The sequence below is a fragment of the Stenotrophomonas sp. X genome (assembly GCF_055721025.1).
Window position 1 is genome coordinate 624,143 of sequence record NZ_CM146756.1, and the last position, 21,664, is coordinate 645,806.

The following is a 21,664-nucleotide window of genomic DNA, read 5'->3' on the forward strand; positions in this document are numbered from 1 at the left end:
GCTCTACAGACAGCGCCTTACCGTTTCGGCATGCGCACCATGCAGGTGGCGCTGGCGCGGTCGTGCCAGGTCAGGCGTTGGCGGTCGACCCACGCCCACCAGAATCCCAGTCCGCCCAGCAGCAGGGACAGCGTGCCTACCGCAAAGCGCAGCCACAACTGCCCGCGCCGCAAAGGCGTGCCATCGATTGATTGCACTTTCAGCCGCCACGGGCGCATGCCCAGGGTCTGTCCGCCGCGGCGCCAGCTGGCCGTGGCATACCACCCCGTGACCGCCCAGCACACCGCCCACAGCAGCCACTGCCAGGCACTGAACGGCGCGATGTTCTCGCGCTGTGCGTGGCCGCTGAAGGTGTAGGCGAGGGTGAACAGCGTGCCGGCCAGCATCCAGAGCGCCAGCACCGGCAGTGCGTCGTAGACCATCGCCAGCACGCGCCACAGCAGCAATGCGCGCGGATGGAGCATTTCGGTAGCGGCCGCAGGGGCCGTGTCGGTGGCAGGGCGGGACATGCGCCGAGCATACGCAAAGCTGGCCGTGCCCGCAGTGGCCCTCGTATCCTGCACGCATGGCCCTTGTCTCCACCCCCGCCGAACGCCGCCAGCTGGTCCAGCAACTGCCCGAGCTTCGCGCCGACGACAGCGTGCGCATCCAGCGCTTCCTCGATGCGATCTGGGCCGAGAACGGCCTGGCCCGTGCCACCCTCGACAGCTACCGGCGTGACCTGGAAGGGTTGGCGCGCTGGATGGATGGACGCGACGGTGGCCTGGCCGGCATCGAGCGTCCCGGACTGTTCGAGTATCTGGCCTGGCGCACCCAGCATGGCTGGTCGCCGCGCAGCAATGCGCGCCTGCTGTCGGCGTTGCGGGCGTTCTTCGCCGATGCGGTCCGCCGTGGCGAACGCAGCGAGGACCCGAGTGCGCTGCTGGATCCGCCGAAGCTGCCACGGCTGTTGCCCAAGGCGCTGGCCGAGAGCCAGGTCGATGCGCTGCTGGCGGCCCCGGACATCGACAGCCCACTGGGCCTGCGCGATCGCGCCATGCTGGAACTGATGTATGCCGCCGGCCTGCGCGTGAGCGAGCTGGTGTTGCTGCCGGCCACGGCGGTCAACCTGCGCCAGGGCGTGCTGCGGGTCACCGGCAAGGGCAGCAAGGAACGGCTGGTGCCGCTGGGCGAGGAATCCCAGCACTGGCTGGAGCGTTACCTGCAGCAGTCGCGCCCGCAGCTGGTCGGCAAGGGCAAGGTGCATGCCCTGGCGGATGGGCAGACCCCGTTGTTCGTCGAACCGACGCTGCATGCGCTGACCCGGCAGGCGTTCTGGCATCTGGTCAAGCGCCACGCACAGGTGGCCGGCATCGACCCGGCGCGAATCAGCCCGCATGGCCTGCGGCACAGCTTTGCCACGCATCTGCTCAACCGCGGTGCCGACCTGCGCGCGCTGCAGATGCTGCTTGGCCACAGTTCCTTGTCGACCACCCAGATCTATACCCTGGTCGCGCGCGAGCACCTGCAGAAGCTGCACGCCCGCCACCATCCGCGTGGCTGAGCGCCGGGCTGAATCGCTGCCCGGGGCGCTGCCGGCCGTCGCCGCCCGGTCGCGGTGGCTGTGTCAGAATCCGGGGTCTTCTTCTGTCGCGGACCGCTCCATGCTCCGATTTGCCATCGCCGCCGTGTTCGGTGCGCTCAGCCTGACCGCCTGCGCCCAGCCGGCTCCACCGGCCGCCAAGGCACCCGCCGCCGCTGCGGCCAAGGCCAGTCCGGCTGCGAATGCGCCCGCCGACCAGGCGGTACGCGCCGCACTGACCGCGTTGAACCCCGGTTTCCAGGTGGACTACATTGGCGCCGCGCCGTTCCCCGGCTTCCGCGAGGTCGTCGTTTCAGGCCAGCTTCTGTATGTGTCCGATGACGGCCGCTATCTGTTCCAGTCTCAGCCCTACGACACCCGCGCCAAGGGCCCGGCCAACAGCGAAGGCCTGCTCGGCTATCGCCGCGGCCTGCTGGCCAAGGCCAACCACGGCGATCGCATCGTGTTCGCCGCGCCGAACGCCAAGTACACCATCAGCGTGTTCACCGACATCGAGTGCGGTTACTGCCGCAAGCTGCACCAGGACATCGCCGAGCTCAACCGCAACGGCATCACCGTCGAGTACCTGGCGTTCCCGCGCATGGGCCTGGGCAGCAAGGACTACACCGACATGATTTCGGTCTGGTGTGCAGCGGATCGTCGCCAGGCGCTGACCAACGCCAAGCGCGGCGGCAACGTTCCCGCCAGGAACTGCACCAATCCGGTGGCGATGCAGTACGCGCTGGGACAGCAGCTGGGCGTGAACGGCACGCCGGCGATTTTCGCGCCGGACGGTACCCAGCTGGGCGGTTACCTGCCGCCGGCGCAGCTGCGCGCGGTGCTGGAAAAGCTGTCGGCCAAGCGCTGATCGCCGTTGACCTTTTCCTGTAGAGCCGAGCCCATGCTCGGCTGCGCAACCATCAGCCGAGCATGGGCTCGGCGCTACAGATCAGAGGCCGGGGGCGCAAAATGCGCCCCCGGCTTTTCCCTTATTTCAGGCCATCACTGACCGCCTTGGTCAGCGTGCCCTGCGCATCGTCACCGCTGAACTCCCAGACGAACGCGCCGCCCAGGCCCTGGGTCTTCACGTAACCCATCTTGCGGGTGATGTTGGCCGGGGTGTCGAAGCTCCACAGCGTGCTGCCGTTGTAGATCCAGGTGGCACCGGCGGTGTTGTCGGTGTAGCCCGGCCACGCCAGGTTCTTCAGCACCTTCCAGTCCTCGATGCCGGCTTCATACGTGCCCGGGGCGGCACCGCTGGCGGTCTGGTACAGGCCGTTGTTGGCATTGGCCACGCCGGTCCAGCCACGCCCGTAGTAGCCGATGCCCAGGTTGAGCTTGGCGGCGGGCACGCCACGGCTGATGAAGGCCTCGATGGCGTCGTTGCTGTTGTACAGCTTCTGGTCGCCGGTGGACGGATCATTCGGCGAATCGAACAGCGCCGACTGGTGATTGGTCTTCGCATCCCACGCGCCGTGGAAGTCGTAGGTCATCACGTTGATGTAGTCCAGGTACGGGTGGTACGCCGCCGGATCGGTGACGCGGATCTTGTCGATGCCGGCACCCACCGCCACCGTCAGCAACAGGCCCGGACGCACCGCATCGAGCTGGCGGCGGAACTCGGCCATCAGCGCGGTGAAGTTGGCGTTGTCTTCCGGCTTGCCGCATTCGATGCCGCAGGCCACCGGGTACTCCCAGTCGATGTCGATGCCGTCGAACACGCCCAGCGCCGCACCGGCGCCGCCGGCACCGTCGGTCACTGGCAGGTTGCCCTTGATGTACGCGTCGATGCACGAGGCAACGAAGGCCTGGCGGTTTTCCGGGCGCGCCGCGCTGGAGAAGCCGCGCGACCAGGTCCAGCCACCCAGCGAGATCAGTACCTTCAGGTTCGGGTACTTGGCCTTGAGCTGCTTGAGCTGGTTCCAGTTGCCGCGCAGCGGCTGGTCCCAGGTATCGGCGCTGCCGCTGACACTCTCGGCGGCACTGAAGGCCTTGGTGTAGTCGGCGAAGGCATCGCCACCGGCACCGCTGTTCGGGTCCGACGGCTGGGTGATGCCCACTTCGCAGCGGTTGTTGCGCACGTTGCCGAACGCGTAGTTGATGTGGGTCAGGCGCGCCGCCGAACCGCTGCTGTCGATGTTCTTGACCCGGTAGTTGCGGCCGTAGATGCCCCACTGGGTGAAGTAACCGATGACCCGCTTGCCGGTGGTGCCACCGTCACCGGCCAGCGTGGTGGCGCTGATCTCGGTGCCCTGCGCCGACGCGTTGCCGGCGTTGTCGCGCGCCCGCACGCGGTAACGGTAGGTGGTCGATGCGGTCAGCCCGCCATCGACGTAGTTGGCACTGGACGGCGAACCGACCAGGCTGCCGTTGCGATACACGTCATAGCCGGCCAAGCCACTGCCGCCGGTGTTGTCGGTGGACGGGCTCCAGCTGAGCGCGATGCTGTTGGCGGTACGGGCACCGACCGCCAGCCCGCCCGGCACGCTCGGTGCGGTGGTGTCGCCGCTGGCGGCGTTGACGGTAATGGTGATCGTCGCCGTGCTGGCGGTGGCATTGTTGTTGTCAGTGGCCACCGCGCGCAGGGTATGGCTGCCGGCGCTGGCGTTGGTCCAGCTGGCCGCATACGGCGCACTGGTGGCCACGCCGAGCGTGCTGCCGTCGCGGAAGAATTCGACCTTGGCGACACTGCCGTCCGGATCGCTGGCGGTGGCGGTCACGTTGACCGTGCTGCCGGCGCTGAAGGTGGCGCCGTTGGCCGGCGAGGTCAGGCTGACCACCGGCGGCTGGTTGGTGCCGCTGCCATCGCAGGCACCGAGGTTGGTGTAGTAGGGCGCACCGGCCGGATGGTCCGGCGGCGCGTTCCAGATGTCCTGGTTCGCCCGATAGAGGACGCCTCCTTTCTGCAGGGTATCGCCGGCCCGGTAGATCTTGGCCTGGTCCCACTGGGCCACGCCGGCACAGCTGGCGGCCTGGGCCAGGCCGGGCAGGGCGGCGCTGCCGGCGGCCAGGGCAAGCAACCAGGCCAGGTGGCGGGGACGACAGCTTCGGGTCGAACGTTCGGCACTGCGCACAATCGGGTCGTACATGGGTGGAGTCTCCGATCAAAGGGCGCGCGGGCCCCGATGGCGCCGCGCGTGACGCAGGTCCGGGCATCGCCCGGGAAGGCGACGGAGGGGCCGGACGGAGGCACCTGGGAGGCCGGGGAGAGAGTCCGACACCAGGTGGGGACAACGTTGTCATCAATTGCGTGGTCAATCCGTGAGCAAGCGCATGGTTCGAGGATTTGGGCGGAAAGCGGCGCTGCGCGCGGTCGGCGGCCAGCGGCGGAGCCCCCCGTGGCTGGGGCTTTCCGCGAAAAGCAGATTTCTGGGGTTGGCCGGGCGGGTGGGCTGCGCAGGGGACGCCGTGAATACGTCCCTGTAGGCTCGGGCGCGCCATCCATGGCGCTTACGCCCCTGCGCAGCCCACCCGCCCGGCCACGGACAGGTTCCTGCGTGGCCAGCCACGAAAGACAGAACAAAAAATCAAAAGCAAAAGCCGGTCGCTTCGCTCTCCGATGCCTGACTTCTGCGATTTCCCTGGTTGCCGGCCAGCGGCCGGCACTACCGGGGAGCATCCACGCATGGCGGCAGATCGCGGAAATCTGTCGGGGGCGGGGTGGTGGGGGCCAGCAGGACCGTTGGCGCCATGGATGGCGCCATCGAGCCCCCATGGGTGAGGGCGCTTTGTTTGCGAAGCACTGCTTCGCAAGCGCCCGAACGCCCAGCCGCCAGCGGCTGGGCCGGACCGCGGAGCGGGGTTTACGGCGTGTCCTGCTGGCCCCCACCACCCCGCCATCCCACGGGAACCCCGCTTTTGCTTGGGCCGTTGCCGTTGCTTCGGCCCTGGCCTCGGCGGGTGCCGGGCGCCGCCCGGCCAAAGCCCTCCCCCCGCTTCCGGTACAATGTCGGGCCCGTTTCCCAACTACGGTTCCCCGGACATGATGGTCCTCGAGGGCGCGCCCGCCCTGTCGCCGTTCCGCCGCGAACGTCTTGAATCCCGCCTGCAGTCCATCGCTCCCTCCCTGCGCATCAGCGGTGCCTGGCACGTCTACTTCGTGCAGCCCGAAGGCAGCGCCGCCCCCGACCTGACCACGCTGTGCCGCATCCTCGAAGCGGCGCCGCAGGCCGAAGCCGTGGCCGACGGCGCGGTCAGCCGCATCGTGGTGCCGCGCCTGGGCACGCTGTCGCCCTGGTCGAGCAAGGCCACCGAACTGGTCCGCGGTGCCGGCCAGCCGGTCAGCCGGGTCGAGCGTGGCCTGCGTATCGACGTGCAGGGCTGGCCGGCTGATGCCGCCGTGCAGCAGGCGCTGGTCAAGGCGCTGCACGACCCGATGACGCAGTCGGTGCTGGAGACCGTGGAGCAGGGCCAGGCGCTGTTCTCGGCGCCGGCCCGTGGCGAGCTGGAACGCGTGCCGGTGGACCAGCTGGAGGCCGCCAACCAGCGCCTCGGCCTGGCCATGGCCCAGGACGAGATCGACTACCTGCGTGAACGCTTCACCGCGCTGGGCCGCTCGCCGTCGGACGTGGAACTGATGATGTTCGCGCAGGCCAATTCCGAGCACTGCCGCCACAAGATCTTCAACGCCAGCTGGACCATCGATGGCCAGGAACAGGACCGCTCGCTGTTCCGGATGATCAAGAACACCCACCAGCAGACCCCGCAGCACACGCTCAGCGCGTACAGCGACAACGCTGCAGTGATCGAAGGCCATCCGGCGTCGCGCTACCGTCCCGATCCGGCCAGTGGCGAATACCGCCGCGAAGCGCAGGTGCCCAGTGCCTTCCAGATCAAGGTGGAAACCCACAACCACCCGACCGCGATCGCACCGTTCCCGGGCGCTTCGACCGGCGCGGGTGGCGAGATCCGCGACGAAGGCGCGACCGGCCGTGGCGGCAAGCCGAAGGCGGGCCTGACCGGCTTCTCGGTCTCGCACCTGCGCATTCCGGAATTGCCGCAGCCGTGGGAGGCGCCGCGCGCGCTGAACCCGCGCATGGCACCGGCGCTGGAAATCATGACCGACGGCCCGCTCGGCGGCGCCGCGTTCAACAACGAGTTCGGCCGCCCGAACCTGCTCGGCTACTTCCGCAGCTTCGAGCTGCCGGAAGGCGCCGACCTGGTGCGCGCCTACGACAAGCCGATCATGCTGGCCGGTGGCCTCGGTGCGATCGATCGCGTGCAGGTCGACAAGATCCCGCTGCAGGCCGGTGATGCGGTGATCGTGCTGGGTGGCCCGGCGATGCTGATCGGCCTGGGCGGCGGTGCGGCCAGTTCGGTGGCCTCCGGTGAAAGCGCTGAGGACCTGGACTTCGCCAGCGTGCAGCGCGACAACCCGGAAATGGAGCGCCGCTGCCAGGAGGTCATCGACCGCTGCGTGGCGATGGGCGCCAACAACCCGATCAAGTTCTTCCACGACGTCGGCGCCGGTGGCCTGTCCAACGCCATCCCCGAACTGCTGCACGACTCGAACGTCGGTGGTGTCATCGACCTGGGCAAGGTGCCCACCGATGATCCGTCGCTGTCACCGATGCAGCTGTGGTGCAACGAGTCGCAGGAACGCTACGTGCTGGGCGTGGCCCAGGAGCGCCTGGCCGAGTTCGCCGCGCTGTGCGCCCGCGAACGCTGCCCCTTCGCGGCCGTCGGCGTGGCCACCGCTGAAGAGCATCTGGTGGTGGCTTACGGCGCCGTGCCGGGCCACACCCCGGCCGATGCACCGATCGACCTGCCGATGGACGTGCTGTTCGGCAAGCCGCCGAAGATGCACCGCGATACCGCGCACCCGCCGGCACCGCGCTGGTCGGCGCTGAAGACCGGTGGCCTGGACCTGCAGGAAGCCGGCCTGCGCGTGCTCGCGCACCCGACCGTCGCTTCGAAGAACTTCCTGGTCACCATTGGTGACCGCAGCGTCGGCGGCCTGACCGCGCGCGAACAGATGGTCGGTCCGTGGCAGCTGCCGGTGGCCGACGTGGCCATCACCCTGGCCGACTTCGACGGCGTGGCCGGCGAGGCGATGTCGATCGGCGAGCGCACCCCGCTGGCCCTGCTCGATGCCGCTGCTTCGGCACGCATGGCGGTGGGCGAAGCGCTGACCAACCTGTGCGCGGCCCCGGTCGATGCGCTGGATGAGATCAAGCTGTCGGCGAACTGGATGGCTGCGGCCGGTCACCCCGGCGAAGACGCGCTGCTGTACGACGCGGTGAAGGCGGTGGGCATGGAACTGTGCCCGCAGCTGGACATCAGCATCCCGGTCGGCAAGGACTCGCTGTCGATGCAGGCGCAGTGGCACGACCAGGGCGAAGCGCACAAGAGCGTGTCGCCGGTGTCGCTGGTGATCTCGGCGTTCGCGCCGGTCGCCGACGTGCGCCAGCAGTTGACCCCGCTGCTCGACCGGGAGGTGGACAGCGAGCTGTGGCTGATCGGCCTCGGCGCCGGCAAGCAGCGCCTGGGGGGTTCGATCCTGGCCCAGGTGCATGCCGACCACGGCGACCTGCCGGCCTTCGCCGGCGCCGCCCCGGACCTGGACGATCCGCAGCGCCTGCGGGGTTTCTTCGAACTGATCCGCGATGCACGCCAGTCCGGCCTGCTGCTGGCCTACCACGACCGCAGCGACGGTGGTGCCTTCGCCGCGCTGTGCGAAATGGCGTTTACCTCGCGCCTGGGCCTGGACATCACCCTCGATGCCTGGGGCGATGATCCGTTCCGCAGCCTGTTCAACGAAGAACTGGGTGCGGTGGTTCAGATCGCACGCGAAGACCGCGCCGCGTTTGCCGACCTGGTCGAACGCCATGCACTGACCGAATGCGCGCAGCGCATCGCCAAGCCGACCACGGCACCGGTGGTGCGCGTGTCGCTGGGCGGCGAGAACCTGGCCGAGTGGCGCTGGGAGGCCTTGTTCGACGCCTGGTGGTCGGTCACCCACGCGATGCAGAAGCGCCGCGACAACCCGGCCAACGCCGATGCCGAGCGCGAGGTCGCGCGTGCCTTCAACGCACCGGGCCTGAAGCCGAAGCTCAGCTTTGACCTCAACGAAGACGTGGCCGCACCGTTCATCAGCACCGGAGCGCGTCCGCGCGTGGCGGTGCTGCGCGAGCAGGGCGTCAACGGCCAGATCGAAATGGCCAACGCCTTCGAACGCGCCGGCTTCCGCGCCTTCGACGTGCACATGAGCGACCTGATTGAAGGCCGCGTGGCCCTGCAGGATTTCACCGGCCTGGTGGCCTGTGGTGGCTTCAGCTATGGCGACGTGCTCGGTGCCGGCCGTGGCTGGGCCACCTCGATCCTGGAGCGCAGCGCACTGCGTGATGCCTTCGCCGCGTTCTTCGCGCGCGAAGACAGCTTCGCGCTGGGCGTATGCAACGGCTGCCAGATGATGAGCCAGCTGAAGAACATCATTCCGGGTGCCGAGCACTGGCCGCAGTTCCGCCGCAATGCCAGCGAGCAGTTCGAAGCCCGTACCGCGCTGCTGGAAGTGGTGGAATCGCCGTCGATCCTGCTGCGTGGCATGGCCGGCTCGCGCCTGCCGGTGGCGGTGGCGCATGGTGAGGGCCAGGCCGTGTTCGACAATGCCGTCGACCAGGCTGCTGCACGTGTCTCGCTGCGCTACATCGATGGCAATGGCAAGGTCGCCAGCCAGTACCCGCTGAACCCGAACGGTTCGCCGGACGGCATCACCGGCCTGACCAGCAGCGACGGCCGCGTCACCATCATGATGCCGCACCCGGAACGTACCCCGCGCGCGCTCAACCTGAGCTGGGCACCGGCGGAATGGCAGGGTGATTCGCCGTGGATGCGCATGTTCCGCAACGCGCGGGTGTGGTGCGGCTGATCGCATCGTTCCGCGCAGGCCGCAATGCCACCGCGTATGGAAAAACCCGCCGCTTCGTCGGCGGGTTTTTCTTTGCACGCGTGAAACCCTTGTCGCGCCCGCTAGTTACATCGGTTTTCATGCGCCAGCGGTCCGTCACGTGTACCTAACAAAATACTTTTATAAACACGCGAAATGGTGAACTGCTTCACGGCAATAGCATTTGTCGTGTCAAAGTCTTGACGATCTGCAAAGTTGCCGTTAACACTTGAACCCCGTTTCAGAACCATTCATTCCGCAGTAACCGCTCGGCGTACGTGCTCGGTTTTCTGTCGCTGCGCGCCGTTCGGCAATACCCCGCAGTAAATCACGCGAAAAAACGCCCCCAGGGGACGTTGGGCCAGAAGGCCCGGCGGTGGCGTTGCTTTGCCCAAAACCAGTCCAATCAGGAGCCGTACCGATGAATCGGATTTATCGCAAGGTCTGGAACAAAGCATTGGGTCAGTTGGTGGTGGCCTCGGAACTGGCCTCCTCCGACAGCAGCGGTGGTGTTGTCGACCAGCGCCGCGATACGACACCGGCCACGCCCGCGCTGTTGGCGGTGGCACTGGGCCTGGTATTGGGATTGGGCATGAGCGGTTACGCCGCTGCGCAGTCGGTGCAGATCGGCGGCAGCGCCACCTGCGTGGCATTCAGCGGCAAGCTGCTGGAAAAATGCCTGGTGGAAGGCTCCGCCAGTGCCAAGGGCAGCAACGCGGTGGCGATCGGCAGCAACAGCAGCGCCACTGCCGCCAACAGCGTGGCGTTGGGCGCTGGCTCCAAAGCAGCGCGGGCCAACACCGTGTCCGTTGGCGATGCCGGCAAGGAACGGCAGATCACCAACGTGGCTGCAGGCACCCAGGCCACCGATGCGGTGAACAAGTCACAGCTGGATGCGCAGGCGCGCGCCACGCAGGCCGCGCTGGCGGACGTCGCCGCAGATGGAAACCGCTATTTCAAGGCCGATGGCGCAGGTGATGACAGCGACGCGGCGAAGATTGACGGGCAGGGCGCGGTTGCAGCGGGCGCCGGTGCGCAGTCGTTGGCCAATGCCACCACCGCCATCGGTACCCAGGCGATTGCCGCCGGCCTGGGCGCCAGCGCGTTCGGCCAGGGCGCATTGGCAATCGGAGACGCCAGCGTGGTGGTCGGGCAGAGTGCTGCCGCGTTCGGTCTTGGTGACACCGCCGTCGGCGCCAGTGCCTATGCCGCAAGCGAGAATGGCGCGGCCACCGCCCTGGGCGCGTTGTCCGAAGCCACCGCCGATGGCGCCACTGCCGTCGGTGGCGGTGCCGTGGCGATGGGCCCGGGCAGTACCGCACTGGGCCGCGGCGCCACCGCCGCCAATGAAGCATCGATCGCGGTGGGTGCGTTCAGCACCGCCTTGGGTGAGTACAGCGCCGCGCTGGGGTCCAACTCGGCGGCGGTTGCCACCGGCAGCGTGGCGCTTGGCGCCGGCTCGCTGGCCGACCGTGTCGACACCGTGTCGGTCGGCGCCGCCGAATATGGCCTGACCCGTCAGATCACCAGCGTCGCTGCGGGCACTGAAGATACCGACGCGGTCAATGTCGGCCAGTTGAAGGACGTGGCCGCCGTGGCCGATGCCACCGCCAAGCACTTCCAGGCCACCGGCAGCCGCAACAGCGATGCGGGCGCGCTGGCCGAAGGTGACGAGGCACTGGCGGCCGGCGAGGCGGCCAACGCCATCGGCAATGGCACCACCGCCGTGGGTGCCGGTGCCACGGCCGTTGCGCAGAACGCCACCGCCGTCGGCAACAACGCGCTGGCGTCGGGCCAGAACAGCGCCGCGTTCGGCAACAACGCACAGGCGAACGGCCCGGGCAGCGTCGCCGTCGGTGGTGCTGCGGTGGATGCCGATGGCAATCCGCTGATCACCAGTGGTGGCGTGCCGGTCGAAACCGGCGCCACCAGCGCAGGCGTCGGTGGCACTGCAGTCGGTGCCAGTGCCGAAGCCAGTGGATTTGCGGCGTCGTCCTACGGCGTTGGCGCGTATGCCGCCGGTGCGCAGTCGTCCGCATTCGGTGCGGTCGCCAATGCAATCGGTGACTACTCCACCGCACTGGGTACGCAGAGCACCGCCACCGGTACCAGCAGCGTCGCCATCGGTGGCCCGGCCGACCTGATTCCGGGCCTGGGCTTCTTCGTGCAGACCCAGGCCAGCGGCGAAGCGGCGACGGCCGTCGGCGCCGGTGCCATCGCCAGCGGTGATCGTGCGGTGGCCAACGGCAGCCTGACCGAAGCGTCCGGTGCGGAATCCACCGCCGTGGGCTACTTCGCCTATGCCCCGGGTGAGAATGCCAGCGCGCTCGGTGCGCAGACCTGGGCCAGCGGCGCGCAGAGTACCGCCGTCGGTTATTACGCCACCGCTCGCGGTGCCAACAGCGTTGCACTGGGCGCGAACTCCGAAGCTGTCCGCGCCAACAGCGTAGCGGTCGGCAGCGCAGGCAACGAACGGCAGATCACCAGCGTTGCCGCGGGCAGTGAAGCCACCGATGCGGTCAATCTGGCCCAGTTGAAGGGCGTCGCTGCCGTGGCTGATGCCACCGCCAAGCACTTCCAGGCCACCGGCAGCAGCAACAGCGAGGCCGGTGCGCTGGCCGAAGGCGAAGATGCGCTGGCCGCTGGCGAGGCGGCCAATGCGATCGGCAATGGCACCAGTGCACTGGGTGCGGGCGCCGTCGCCATCGCGCAGAGCGCCACTGCCGTCGGCAGCAATGCGCTGGCTTCGGGGCAGGGCAGCGCGGCCTTCGGCGCGGCGGCCACCGCCAGTGGCAGCAACGCCACCGCCCTGGGAACGCAGAGCAGCGCCACCGGCGCCGGCAGCGTCGCCATCGGTGGCCCGGCCGACATCGTGCCGGGCATGGGCCTGTATGTGCAGACGCGGGCCAGCGGTGTGTCCTCCACCGCGGTAGGCGGCGGTGCGGTCGCCAGTGGTGACCGCTCGTTGGCCAACGGCAGCTTCACCGAAGCGGTGGGCGCGGAATCCACCGCGCTGGGTTACTTCGCTTATGCCGCAGGCGACAACGCCAGTGCACTGGGCGCGCAGACCTGGGCCATCGGCAAGGACAGCACGGCCATCGGTTACTACGCCACCGCTGGCGCCGAAAACAGTGTCGCGCTGGGCGCCTATTCGGGCTCCAACCGGGCCAATACGGTGGCCGTGGGCACCAATGGCAATGAACGCCAGATCGTCAGCGTGGCCGCGGGTACGCAGGCGACGGATGCAGTGAACAAGGCACAGCTGGACGCCGTGGCCAGCACCGCCGACGGCACCGCGCGCTTCTTCCAGGCACAGCCGGAAGCGGGCAGTGATGCCGGTGCGTTCGCCGAGGGCGAAGGCGCGGTCGCGGCCGGCTCCTCGAGCAACGCGATCGGTGCTGGTGCGGTTGCACATGGCGCTGCCGCGTCGGCGATCGGTGATGACAGCGTGGCGGTGGGTCGCAACAGCAGCGCCACCGGCAACGGCGGTGTTGCCATCGGTGGCCTCGGGCAGGCCTACGATGAGTACAACCAGCCGATCATCGGCCCCGACGGCAAGGCGCAGCAGGTGGGCACCACGGCGGTTGCCGATGCCTCGGCGGTCGGCAGCGGTGCACAGGCCACCGGGGCTGCCAGCAGCGCGTTCGGCAATGCCGCCAAGGCCAGTGGCGACAACAGCTTCGCGGCCGGCGGCAAGTCGCGTGCGACCGGCAGCTATGCCGTTGCGGTCGGTGACAGCGCCTTCGCCAGCAGCGATGACAGCACCGCTGTCGGCGGTTACAGCTGGGCGACGGCCAGTGGCGCAGCAGCGTTCGGTTCGGGTGCGTGGGCCACCGCCACCAATGCCTCGGCGTTCGGCAACGCGGCGTGGGCCAGCGGCAGTGGCGCAACCTCCATCGGCTACAACAGCTGGGCCAATGGTGCCAGCTCCACCGCGGTCGGCCGTGGTGCCTTCGGCTATGGCGACAACAGCGTGGCGCTGGGCTTCCAGGCGCTGGGCAACAGCCTCAACAGCATCGCCATCGGCACCAATACGGTGGCCGGCGGCGAAAGTGCGATCGCGTTGGGCGCCGGCAGCAACGCCAGCGCCAGCAATGCTGTCGCGCTCGGTGCCGGTTCGGTTGCCAGCCGTGCACGCACGGTGTCGGTGGGCAGCAGCGGCAACGAGCGGCAGATCACCAACGTCGCTGCCGGTACCCAAGCCACGGACGCGGTGAACAAGGCACAACTGGATGCGGTCGCGAGTACCGCCACCACCACCAGCCGCTTCTTCCAGGCCAGTGGCAGCGGCGACGACGTAGCCGGTGCGCTGGTGGAGGGTGATAACGCGCTGGCCGCCGGTGATGCGGCCAACGCCATCGGCAACGGCGCCACCGCGCTCGGCAGTGGTGCCAACGCGCTGGCCAACAACGCGCAGGCGATCGGTTTCAACGCGCTGGCCAGCGCCGCCAACGCCAGCGCCGTCGGTGCCAACGCCCAGGCGACCGGTGAGTACGCCACCGCGCAGGGTGCGGAAAGCGAAGCCAGCGGCGAGCAGAGCGCAGCGTTCGGTGCCGCCAGCATCGCCAGTGGTGCCGGCAGTACCGCCAACGGTGTGTTGTCCGAAGCCTCCGGCGAGGAAGCCGTGGCGGTGGGCTACTTCAGCAACGCCAGCGGCAGCGGCTCCACCGCGGTCGGCAGCGAGAGCGTCGCCAGCGGCACCGCGTCGGCAGCGTTCGGCATCGGCGCAGAAGCGACCGGTGGCTACAGCACCGCCATCGGTGGCTATGCGCAGGCCTCGGCGTTCAATGCCACCGCCTTCGGCAACTTCGCCAATGCCTCCGGTTCCAACAGCGTGGCGCTGGGCGGCGACTCCGAGGCGTCGGGTGCCTACAGCACCGCCACCGGCCAGGGCAGCCTGGCCACCGGCACCAACAGCGTCGCCGTCGGCGGTTCGCTGTTCGGCGTGCTGGCCACCGAAGCATCGGGCAATTACTCCACCGCCGTCGGTGGTGGCGCCTGGTCCGGTGGCATCAACAGCACCGCACTGGGCAACGCCGCCGAATCGCGCGCGGCCAACAGCGTGGCGCTGGGCGCCGATTCGATCGCGGACCGCGACAACACCGTGTCGGTGGGCGGTGGTGGCAATACCCGCCAGATCACCAACGTGGCCGCTGGCACGCAGGGCACTGATGCGGTCAACAAGAACCAGCTCGACGCCGTAGCGGCTGCAGCGGAAAAGACCAGCAGGCAGTTCCAGGCCAGTGGCAACGCCGATGGTGAAACCGGCGCCCTGGTCGAGGGCGACAACGCGCTGGCGGCCGGTGATGCGGCCAACGCCATCGGCAACGGTGCCACCGCACTCGGCAGCGGCGCCAATGCACTGGCGGCCAACGCCACGGCGGTCGGCATCGATGCGCTGGCCACCGGCAACAACGCCGCAGCACTGGGCAGTACCGCACAGGCCACCGGCGAAGACAGCCTTGCGCTCGGTACCGGCGCCAGTGCCAGCGAGCTGGGTGCCAGCGCCGCGGGTGCGCGTGCACAGGCCAGTGGTGCGTACAGCACCGCGACCGGCACCGAATCCAACGCCAGCGGCACGCAGGCACTGGCCAGTGGCTTCCGCAGTGCCGCCTCCGCCGATGGCACCACCGCGGTCGGTGGCTATGCTGAAGCCAGCGGTCGCCTCGGGACCGCGTTGGGCTACGGCTCGGCGGCCAGCGGTGCCAACACCACGGCAGTGGGCTTCGGCGCCGCCGCGGCCGGTAGCGGTGCCGTTGCGGTCGGCCAGTCCAGCGAAGCCAGTGGCGCTGAGAGCGTGGCCATCGGTGGCAGCACCTTCTTCGGCCTGATCCCGTCGCGTGCCAGCGGCACCGGCGCGGCGGCCTTCGGTGCCGGCGCCTGGGCGACCGAAGATTACGCCACCGCGATCGGCTGGAATTCGTGGGCGGATGCGGCAGATGCCACGGCACTGGGCGCCAGTGCCACCGCCAGTGGGTTGAACAGCGTGGCGCTGGGCGCCGGCTCCAAGGCCGAGCGCGACAATACCGTGGCCGTGGGCACCGCGGGCGGCGAACGCCAGGTGACCCATGTCGCAGCCGGCACCGAGGCCACCGACGCGGTGAACAAGGGCCAGCTGGACGCGGTTGCCAGCGTTGCCGACAGGACTGCCCGGCAGTTCCAGGCCAGCGGCAACGCCGATGGCGAAGCCGGTGCCCTGGTCGACGGCGACAACGCACTGGCCGCCGGCAACGCGGCCAACGCCGTCGGCAACGGCGCCACCGCGCTGGGCAGCGGGGCCAACGCCATGGCCGTCAACGCCACCGCCGTCGGCGTCGATGCCTTGGCCACCGGCAACAACGCCGCGGCTCTGGGCAACAACGCACAGGCCAGTGGTGTCGACAGCGTGGCGGTGGGCAGCGGCGCCAGCGCCAGCGAACTCGGTGCCACCGCCAGCGGCACCGGTGCCCAGGCCAAGGGTGCCTACAGCACCGCCAGTGGTGCGCAGGCCACGGCCAGCGGCACGCAGTCGCAGGCCAGCGGCTTCCGCGCCAACGCCTCGGCTGACGGTGCCTCCGCGCTGGGCAGCTATACCGAAGCCAGTGGCCGGCTTGGTACGGCGGTCGGCTACGGCAGCAAGGCCACCGGTGCGAATGCCACCGCGGTGGGTGTCAGCGCCAATGCGTCGGCAGCCGGCAGCATCGCACTGGGTGCCGGCTCGGTGGCTGATCGTGCCAATACCGTGTCAGTGGGCAGCAGCACCAGTGATCGTCAGATCACCCGTGTCGCCGCCGGTACCGAGCGCACCGATGCAGTCAATCGTGGCCAGCTCGATGCGGTCGCGGCGACCGCCGATGGCACCGCACGCTACGTCAAGGCCACTGGTGTGGGTACCGCCAGTGCCAGCGGCAGCGATGCCGCTGCGGTCGGTTCGGCCGCCAGTGCCAGTGGTGCACGCAGCAATGCGCTGGGTGCCAACGCGATGGCCATTGGCAATGGTGCGCTTGCACTGGGCAACAGCGCCGGCGCGTCCGGTGCGAACTCGGTGGCTCTGGGTGCGGGCTCGCGTGCGCTCGATGCCAACGTGGTGTCGGTCGGCGGTGGCAATGGCACCGATGGCCCGGCCACGCGGCGGATCGTCAATGTGGCCGACGGCCGCATCGCTGCCGGCAGCACCGATGCGGTCACCGGGTCACAGCTCAACGTCACCAACCAGCGCGTGGGCGCAGTGGAAACCCGCGTGGGTGATTTCGATTCGCGCATCGCGACGGTCGAGACCACGGCGGCCAGTGCAGTCGGCTATGACGACGCCAGCCGTGATCGCCTGACCCTGTCCGGTTTCCAGGGCACCACCATCGACAACGTCGGTGCCGGCAGCATCGCCGCCGGCAGCCGCCAGGCGATCAATGGCGGGCAGTTGTTCCAGTCGCTCAGTGATGCCGCCAGCTTCCTCGGCGGTGGCGCCAGCGTCGGCATGCAGGGTGTGTTCGTGGCGCCGAACTACGTGATCCAGGGCGCGACCTACAGCAACGTCGGCGATGCGCTCGGTGCGCTGGATCGCAAGGTCAGCGAGATCGATCGCCGCACCGCCGGAGGCACGCGTTCGGGAACGGCCAGCCTGCGTTCGATGAGTGCCTCGCTGGATGAAAGCCCGCTGGCCAGCGTTGCCGACGCACCGGCCACCGCCGACGCGGCACCGGCCAGCACCGCACGCGTGCAGGGCACGCCGACGGCCGCCGCCGGTGCCGGGATTCCGGTTGGCACCCCGGCCACGGGCTTCAATGCCGTCGCCATGGGTGAGGGCGCAGTGGCCAGTGGCGCCTCGTCCACCGCCATCGGCCAGGGTGCCAGTGCCACGGCTGCCAACGCGGTGGCTTTGGGCCAGGGCTCGGTTGCCGATCGTGCCAACACCGTGTCGGTCGGTAGCGAAGGCAACGAACGCCAGGTCACCAACGTCGCCGCAGGCACCACCGCCACCGACGCCGTCAACAAGGGCCAGCTGGACCGTGGCATGGCCACGGCGAACAGCTACACCGACAGCCGCGTGCAGGCCGTCGCCGACAGCTTCGATGTGTTCAAGGGCGAGATCGACGGGCGCCTGCGCCACATGGATCGCCGCATCGACCGCCAGGGGGCGATGAGTGCGGCGATGCTCAACATGGCCACCAGTGCCGCCGGTATCCGCACCCAGAACCGGGTCGGCGTCGGCATCGGTTTCCAGGGCGGCGAGTCGGCGTTGTCGCTGGGCTACCAGCGTGCGATCAGCGATCGCGCCACGGTCACCTTCGGCGGTGCCTTCAGCAGTGACGACAGCTCGGTCGGCGTTGGTGCTGGCTTCGGCTGGTAAGCCAAACCACTGCGCCGGCGGCCACCCACGCCGGCGCATCACCTGCAACGAGGGCCTGGGGGGAGGTCACGGCAATCCCGGCTGGGCCGGCCGGGAGTCGTCAAGGAATGATGGCCGCAGTGTTGGTTCGATCCATGACCCAGAAGAGGAATTTCGACGTGATCAAGAAGCAGAACCTTCGCATCAATGTGCTTGCCGCCGCCGTGCTGTCGATGACCGCGGTGGGTGCCGTCCACGCCGCCGGGTTGCCGACCCGTGAACCGGTGCGCCGGGCCAGCACCGCCGAGCCGGGCGCCGAGCGCATCATCGTCAAGTATCGTGCCGGCACCGCTGCGGCGGGCGACCGTTCGGCCAAGCTGTCCACCGTGCAGTCCGCGCTGACCCGCGCCAGCCTGTCCGGTGGCACCGCCCGCGCCAGCACGCTGGGTCCGCAGGTCGTGCGCAGGCTCGGCGTCGGTGCCGACCTGATCCGCCTGCAGGGGCGCCTGGCGCCTGCGGAACTGCAGCGCGTGCTGAAGGAACTGAAGGCCGACCCGGCCGTGCAGTACGCCGAAGCCGACGTGAAGCTGCGCCGAACCGAGCTGCGCGCCGGTGACGTGCAGCCGGCGCTGGCGCCGAACGATCCGTACTACCAGCAGTACCAGTGGCACCTGCACAACGCCACCGGTGGCATCAACGCACCGTCGGCGTGGGATGTATCGCAGGGCGAGGGCGTGGTGGTAGCCGTGCTCGACACCGGCATCCTGCCGCAGCACCCGGACCTGGTCGGCAACCTGCTGGAAGGCTACGACTTCATCAGCGATGCCGAGACGTCGCGCCGTGCCACCAACGATCGCGTGCCGGGCGCGCAGGACTATGGCGACTGGGTCGAGAACGACAACGAGTGCTACACCGGCTCCGTCGCGGAGGACAGCTCCTGGCACGGTACCCATGTGGCCGGCACCGTGGCCGAGCAGACCAACAACGGCGTCGGCATGGCCGGTGTCGCGCACAAGGCCAAGGTGCTGCCGGTCCGCGTGCTCGGCAAGTGCGGTGGCTACCTTTCCGATATCGCCGACGCCATCACCTGGGCCTCCGGCGGCACCGTGGCGGGCGTGCCCGCCAATGCCAACCCGGCCGAGATCATCAACATGAGCCTGGGTGGAAGCGGCAGCTGTGACGGAACCTACCAGGATGCGATCAATGGCGCGATCTCGCGTGGCACCACCGTGGTCGTGGCGGCCGGCAACGAGACCGACAACGCATCCAAGTACCGTCCGGCCAGTTGCGACGGCGTGGTGACCGTCGGCGCCACCCGCATCACCGGCGGCATCACCTACTACTCCAACTACGGCACCCGCGTGGACCTGTCCGGTCCGGGTGGTGGCGGCAGCGTCGATGGCAATCCGGGCGGCTACGTCTGGCAGTCCGGTTCCGATGCGGCCACCACGCCGGAGTCAGGCAGCTACAGCTACATGGGCATGGGCGGCACGTCGATGGCCTCGCCGCACGTGGCTGCCGTCGCTGCACTGGTGCAGAGCGCGCTGATCGCCAAGGGCAAGGATCCGCTGGCCCCCGCCGCGATGCGCACGCTGCTGAAGGAAACCGCGCGCCCGTTCCCGGTCAGCATCCCGGCCGCCACCCCGATCGGCACCGGCATCGTCGATGCCAAGGCGGCACTGGCCAAGGCACTGGAAGAGCCGTGCACCGAGAACTGCGGGCCGGTGGCGACGCCGCTGACCAACAAGGCCGCCGTGGGGGGCCTGAACGGTACGGCCGGCAGCAGCCGCCTGTACAGCTTCGAGGCAGCCGCTGGCAAGCAGCTCAGCGTGATCACCTACGGTGGCACCGGCAACGTGTCGGTCTACATCGCCCAGGGACGCGAGCCGAGCGCCAGCGACAACGATGGCAAGTCGACCCGTCCCGGCACGTCCGAAACGGTACGGGTGAACAAGCCGGTGGCAGGCACCTACTACATCAAGGTGGTGGGTGAAGCGGCCTACAACGGCGTGAGCATCCTCGCCACGCAGTAAGCCTGACGTGTCGTAGTTGAACGGCCGAGGCCCGTCATCCTGTGTGACGGGCTTCGTCTTTTTACGAAAGCTGGCCGCAGGGCGGCGGAAATCATGGCTTAACTGCTAAAGTCGGTCCGATTGACAGGAGAGTCACGTGAACGCGCTCGCTGCAACCGTTACCGACGATGCCGAAGGCCGCATCCTGGATGCGCTGCTGGCACGCGGCCGGCTCAAGGAAGGAGACCTGGCGCGCGCGCGGCCGCTGCACGCCGAGGCCGGCGGCAGCCTGCTGGGCCTGCTGGTGCGCCTGGGCCTGGTGTCTGAACGCGACCAGGCACAGGCCAGCGCCGAGGTGCTGGGCCTGCCGCTGCTGGAGGGCAAACAGGTGCCGGAGGCCCCGCCGCAGGCGCTGGCCGAGGGACTGCCGCTGTCGCTGCGTTTCCTGAAGCAGTTCCATGTGTGCCCGCTGGAGCTGAATGAACACGGGGTGCGTCTGTGGCTGGCCGATGCCCACGATGCCTATCCGCAGCAGGCCGTGCAGTTGGCGCTGGGGGTTCCGGTGACACCAGTGCTGGGCATGCGCGCGGAGATCGATGACCTGGTAGAGCGCTGGTTCGGCCAGGGCCGCAGCGCGATGGGCGCGATCGTGGAAACCGCCGATGGCGAGGGCGGCGCGGTCGACGATATCGAGCACCTGCGCGACCTCGCTTCGGAAGCGCCGGTGATCCGTCTGGTCAACCTGGTGATCCAGCGTGCGGTGGAACTGCGCGCTTCGGATATCCATGTCGAACCGTTCGAGAGCCGGTTGAAGGTCCGCTACCGGGTCGATGGCGTGCTGGTGGAGGGCGAAAGCCCGCCGGCCAACCTCACCGCCGCGGTGATCAGCCGCATCAAGATCATGGCCCGGCTCAACATCGCCGAGCGCCGCCTGCCGCAGGACGGCCGCATCATGTTGCGCGTGCAGGGCAAGGAGCTGGACCTTCGCGTGAGTACCGTGCCCACCGCGCATGGCGAAAGCGTGGTGATGCGCCTGCTGGACCGTGAAACGGTGGTCTTCGATTTCCACCGGCTCGGCTTCACCGACGCCTTCCTGCCGCAGTTCCGCAAGGTACTGGAACAGCCGCACGGCATCCTGCTGGTGACCGGCCCGACCGGCTCGGGCAAGACCACCACGCTGTACACCGCGCTGAGCCAGCTCAACACCGCCGACGTCAAGATCATCACGGTGGAAGATCCGGTCGAATACCAGATCGAGGGCATCAACCAGATCCAGGCCAAGCCGCAGATCGGCCTTGATTTCGCCAACGCGCTGCGCAGCATCGTCCGCCAGGATCCGGACATCATCATGATCGGTGAAATGCGCGACCTGGAAACCGCGCGCATCGCCATCCAGTCGGCATTGACCGGCCACCTGGTGCTGTCCACCCTGCACACCAACAATGCGGCCGGTGGCATCACCCGCCTGCTCGACATGGGCGTGGAGGATTACCTGCTCACCTCGACCATCAACGGCATCCTCGCCCAGCGCCTGGTGCGCCGGCTGGAGCCGACCCATGCCGAACGCTACGCAGCCTCGCCAGAGGAGATCGAACGCTTCGAGCTGCGCCGCCTGCAGCCGGAGGGACCGATCCACCTTTACCGTCCGAAGCCCTCGGCGCTGGCGCCGACCGGCTACCTGGGGCGTACCACCATCATGGAATTCCTGGTGATGAACGATGCGCTGCGGCGTGCGGTGATGCGTCGCGATGGCATGGGCGAGATCGAGCGCATCGCCCGCGAAGCCGGCATGCGCACCATGTACGAGGATGGCCTGTCCAAGGCGTTGAGCGGACAGACCACCATCGAGGAAGTGCTGCGCGTGACCGAGGAAAGCTGATGCGTGCAGGACGCCGGGGCTG

Annotated in this window: 8 protein-coding genes; 6 read left to right on the forward strand and 2 right to left on the reverse strand. The window is 68.8% G+C overall.

What is annotated here, in order from left to right; genetic code table 11:
- Positions 1–17 precede the first annotated feature (17 nt).
- The gene (locus ACZ75I_RS02815; RefSeq protein WP_242893116.1) at positions 18–509 is read right to left on the reverse strand and encodes an RDD family protein; all 492 of its coding nucleotides are present in this window, start codon (positions 507–509) and stop codon (positions 18–20) included.
- A 56-nt stretch (positions 510–565) separates the two neighbouring features.
- On the opposite strand from ACZ75I_RS02815, the gene xerD reads away from it, so the two are divergent.
- Positions 566–1,543, forward strand: a complete 978-nt coding sequence (gene xerD, locus ACZ75I_RS02820; RefSeq protein WP_472958673.1) for a site-specific tyrosine recombinase XerD — start codon at positions 566–568, stop codon at positions 1,541–1,543.
- A 100-nt stretch (positions 1,544–1,643) separates the two neighbouring features.
- A complete protein-coding gene (locus tag ACZ75I_RS02825; RefSeq protein WP_180866671.1) occupies positions 1,644–2,429 on the forward strand; it encodes a thioredoxin fold domain-containing protein in 786 nt (261 codons plus the stop codon).
- Positions 2,430–2,550: 121 nt separating this feature from the next.
- Here ACZ75I_RS02825 and ACZ75I_RS02830 read toward each other — a convergent pair whose 3' ends face one another.
- On the reverse strand, positions 2,551–4,650 hold the full coding sequence (locus tag ACZ75I_RS02830; protein ID WP_472958674.1) for a glycosyl hydrolase family 18 protein: 2,100 nt from the start codon (positions 4,648–4,650) through the stop codon (positions 2,551–2,553).
- Between the two features lie 893 nt (positions 4,651–5,543).
- Between ACZ75I_RS02830 and purL the strand changes: the two genes are divergently transcribed.
- The 4 genes from purL to gspE all read left to right on the forward strand — a co-directional run bounded on the left by purL (position 5,544) and on the right by gspE (position 21,642).
- Entirely contained in the window at positions 5,544–9,428 is a 3,885-nt protein-coding gene (gene purL, locus ACZ75I_RS02835) for a phosphoribosylformylglycinamidine synthase (RefSeq protein WP_472958675.1), read from the forward strand.
- Between the two features lie 439 nt (positions 9,429–9,867).
- Positions 9,868–17,772, forward strand: a complete 7,905-nt coding sequence (locus ACZ75I_RS02840; protein WP_472958676.1) for an ESPR-type extended signal peptide-containing protein — start codon at positions 9,868–9,870, stop codon at positions 17,770–17,772.
- A gap of 158 nt (positions 17,773–17,930) precedes the next feature.
- The gene (locus tag ACZ75I_RS02845; RefSeq protein ID WP_472959038.1) at positions 17,931–19,784 is read left to right on the forward strand and encodes a S8 family peptidase; all 1,854 of its coding nucleotides are present in this window, start codon (positions 17,931–17,933) and stop codon (positions 19,782–19,784) included.
- A 136-nt stretch (positions 19,785–19,920) separates the two neighbouring features.
- On the forward strand, positions 19,921–21,642 hold the full coding sequence (gspE, locus tag ACZ75I_RS02850) for a type II secretion system ATPase GspE (protein ID WP_053499707.1): 1,722 nt from the start codon (positions 19,921–19,923) through the stop codon (positions 21,640–21,642).
- Positions 21,643–21,664 lie beyond the last annotated feature (22 nt).

Coding starts and splice junctions, on each gene's coding strand:
- ACZ75I_RS02815 (WP_242893116.1), bottom strand. CDS start 509: ATGTCCCGCCCTGCCACCGACACGGCCCCTGCGGCCGCTACCGAAATG.
- xerD (WP_472958673.1), top strand. CDS start 566: ATGGCCCTTGTCTCCACCCCCGCCGAACGCCGCCAGCTGGTCCAGCAA.
- ACZ75I_RS02825 (WP_180866671.1), top strand. CDS start 1,644: ATGCTCCGATTTGCCATCGCCGCCGTGTTCGGTGCGCTCAGCCTGACC.
- ACZ75I_RS02830 (WP_472958674.1), bottom strand. CDS start 4,650: ATGTACGACCCGATTGTGCGCAGTGCCGAACGTTCGACCCGAAGCTGT.
- purL (WP_472958675.1), top strand. CDS start 5,544: ATGATGGTCCTCGAGGGCGCGCCCGCCCTGTCGCCGTTCCGCCGCGAA.
- ACZ75I_RS02840 (WP_472958676.1), top strand. CDS start 9,868: ATGAATCGGATTTATCGCAAGGTCTGGAACAAAGCATTGGGTCAGTTG.